The organism is Pseudomonas sp. Sample_22, from assembly GCF_004307635.1.
Lineage (GTDB): Bacteria > Pseudomonadota > Gammaproteobacteria > Pseudomonadales > Pseudomonadaceae > Aquipseudomonas.
Genome location: NZ_RCNY01000054.1, coordinates 1 through 2,882, shown reverse-complemented (window position 1 = coordinate 2,882; position 2,882 = coordinate 1). Strand labels below are relative to the sequence as shown.

Annotated in this window: 2 protein-coding genes; one reads left to right on the top strand and one right to left on the bottom strand. The window is 58.6% G+C overall.

Going from position 1 to position 2,882, the window contains the following annotated elements:
* Positions 1-1,150 precede the first annotated feature (1,150 nt).
* On the bottom strand, positions 1,151-1,819 hold the full coding sequence (locus tag D8U73_RS13760) for an MOSC domain-containing protein (protein WP_130904787.1): 669 nt from the start codon (positions 1,817-1,819) through the stop codon (positions 1,151-1,153).
* A gap of 115 nt (positions 1,820-1,934) precedes the next feature.
* Here D8U73_RS13760 and D8U73_RS13755 point away from each other — a divergent pair, with 115 nt between their 5' ends.
* The gene (locus tag D8U73_RS13755; RefSeq protein WP_056856614.1) at positions 1,935-2,822 is read left to right on the top strand and encodes a LysR family transcriptional regulator; all 888 of its coding nucleotides are present in this window, start codon (positions 1,935-1,937) and stop codon (positions 2,820-2,822) included.
* The last annotated feature ends 60 nt before the right edge of the window (positions 2,823-2,882 follow it).

The following is a 2,882-nucleotide window of genomic DNA, read 5'->3' as shown; positions in this document are numbered from 1 at the left end:
ATCGCCAGCAGGCTAGCTCCCACAGTAAATCGCGCACACCCGCAAAATCACATCGACAGGCAGACCGCCATCGCTGGCAAGCCAGCTCCCACAGGGGCCGTGCCCGCACGGGAGATCCTGTATGGCCATTACCGCAGCAATGGATATGTACACCAGCAACACATCTAGCGCCTGCCATAAAGCAATCGCCAGCAGGCTAGCTCCCACAGTAAACCGCGCACACCCGCAAAATCACATCGACAGGCAGACCGCCATCGCTGGCAAGCCAGCTCCCACAGGGGACTTGCTCACACGGGAGATCCTAGATGGCCGTTACCGCAGCAATGGATATGTACACCAGCAAGACATCTAGCGCCTGCCATAAAGCAATCGCCAGCAGGCTAGCTCCCACAGTAAATCGCGCACACCCGCAAAATCACATCGACAGGCAGACCGCCATCGCTGGCAAGCCAGCTCCCACAGGGGCCGTGCCCGCACGGGAGATGCAGAAAAACAAAGCTCAACTGCCAATCAGGTCGGCTGTCAGGCCGCCTCGCTTTGGCTTAGGCTTTTCTTGCCCCATCGAGAGGCCGAGTGCAGGTTCTGCGCAGTGGGCAACCCGGCAAGGATGCCGGGTTAGCCGCCCCCGGCCATGGATGGCCGATGGCGGCGGGCCCACGGAGCAGGACCGGAGCGAGGGCATGCCGAGCCTAGGCGAGGCACCGAACGAAAGGGGCAAGAGCGTTTGGTTACTTTGCGCTCCTCAAAGTGACCCGCTGTAAGAGCGGAACCTTAAGCGGCCGTTACCGCAGCAATGGATATGTACACCAGCAACACATCTAGCGCCTGCCATAAAGCAATCGCCAGCAGGCTAGCTCCCACAGTAAACCGCGCACACCCGCAAAATCACATCGACAGGCAGACCGCCATCGCTGGCAAGCCAGCTCCCACAGGGGACTTGCTCACACGGGAGATCCTAGATGGCCGTTACCGCAGCAATGGATATGTACACCAGCAAGACATCTAGCGCCTGCCATAAAGCAATCGCCAGCAGGCTAGCTCCCACAGTAAATCGCGCACACCCGCAAAATCACATCGGCAGACAGACCGCCATCGCTGGCAAGCCAGCGCCCACAGGGATCGACGACACCCGCAACGGTCAGATCAATCATCAACCCGCGCGTTTGTGCAAATACTTCGCCCGCTCCGACAAACGCCGCTGCCAATCCTCAGCCAGCCCCGGCGCAGCCGCCAACGCCAGCAAATCATCAATCACCGGCCGATGCGACAACTGCACCTGCCAGAACTCATCAATGGAAAACCGCGCCGAGTGCCGCTCAAGCAACTCGATCCGGTCCCCCGCCTCAAACCCACCCGGCTGAATGACCCGGTAATACCACCCAGTGATGCGCTCCCTGGCGACAAACATCGACATGTGCTCAGCATCAAACCGGTGATTGATCTTCCAACAAGGGCTGCGCGGTTGCGACACCTGCAACACCGCGCTGCCGACCTGGAACACATCACCGATGTGCACGCTGACCTCACACAGCCCGAGTGCAGAGAGGTTTTCCCCGAGACTGCCCGCCTTCAACTCAGAGGCACTGCCAGGGAAAGCTTCAGCCAAGCGCGCATAGTGTTGCGCCGCATACTGATGAACGGCTTTTTCCGGACCGCCGTGCACGCGGCTGTCACCATGCTGATCGCCGACAATCCCTTGTCTCTCTACACGCACCGGCCCTTCACGGCGTTGCTTGTAGATGCCGGTTTGCTGGCCTTCGGGCTGCAAGACAGCCAAGCCCCCTGCGAAGACATGATCAATGTTTGAAGTCAGTTTCATCGGCGGACTGCGCTCGTTTCATAACGTTTCGAGCACTTTACTAAGTCGCTGAAATGCTCGTAAAGTGATCATTAAATATGTCCACAATCACTTTATATGATGGGTGGTAACGATCATGGAAATGCGCCAACTGAAGATTTTCTGCGCCGTGGCTGAACTGGGGAGCTTCACCGCCGCGGCTGTGCAGGTGAATACGGTGCAATCCAACGTCACCATGCGCGTCAAAGAGCTGGAAGCGGAGCTCAATCGCGAGCTGTTCATCCGCAAGAAGTCCGGCGTGGTGCTGACCTCGGCGGGCGAAACTTTCCTGGGTTACGCCCGGCGCATTCTGCAACTGACCGAGGAAAGCCGCAGCGCATTGATGGACACCGGCAGCCCGACGGGCTTGCTACGGTTGGGCTCGATGGAGACCACCGCGGCCATCCGCTTGCCGCAAGTGTTGACCAAGTACCGCGAACAGTTTCCCGACGTGCAGTTATCGCTGCTGACGGGCACCACGGTGGAGTTGATCAAGGCGATCGAAGCGCATCGGCTCGATGGCGCGTTTGTCGGCGGCTTTCATCAGAATTCGGCGCTGGCCCAGGAAGAGGTGTTCACCGAAGAACTGGTGCTGGTCAGCAGCAATCAGTTTGAAACCCTGCCCGCCCTCATCGAAAAAATGCCTCAGCAAACCGTGCTGGTGTTTCGCACCGGGTGCTTCTATCGCTCGACGCTGGAGAACTGGTTTTATCAGGTCGGCCTTGTGCCGAACCAGATCATGGAACTGGGTACGCTCGACGGTATCCTGTCGTGCGTCGCCGCGGGAATGGGCGTAACCCTGTTGCCCAAGTCCATCGCAGAAAATTGCAGCGTGCGCCATGCGATCCGCTGCCACACACTGCCAGCGGAATTCGCCAATGTCTCCACGGTGTTCATTCGCCGTAATGACACGATGATCACCTCGGCGATGAGTGCCTTCATCGGCTTGGCGCAACAACAGATCGCCCGGCCGGCGGTGGCGTGAATCAAAACCTGTAGATACTCTGTTCACGGTCAAGCTTTCGCGAGATGTTTTTCGCTAAAA

Bases quoted from the DNA above. Each gene is read 5' to 3' on its own strand.
- D8U73_RS13760 (WP_130904787.1), bottom strand. From the start codon at position 1,819: ATGAAACTGACTTCAAACATTGATCATGTCTTCGCAGGGGGCTTGGCT.
- D8U73_RS13755 (WP_056856614.1), top strand. From the start codon at position 1,935: ATGGAAATGCGCCAACTGAAGATTTTCTGCGCCGTGGCTGAACTGGGG.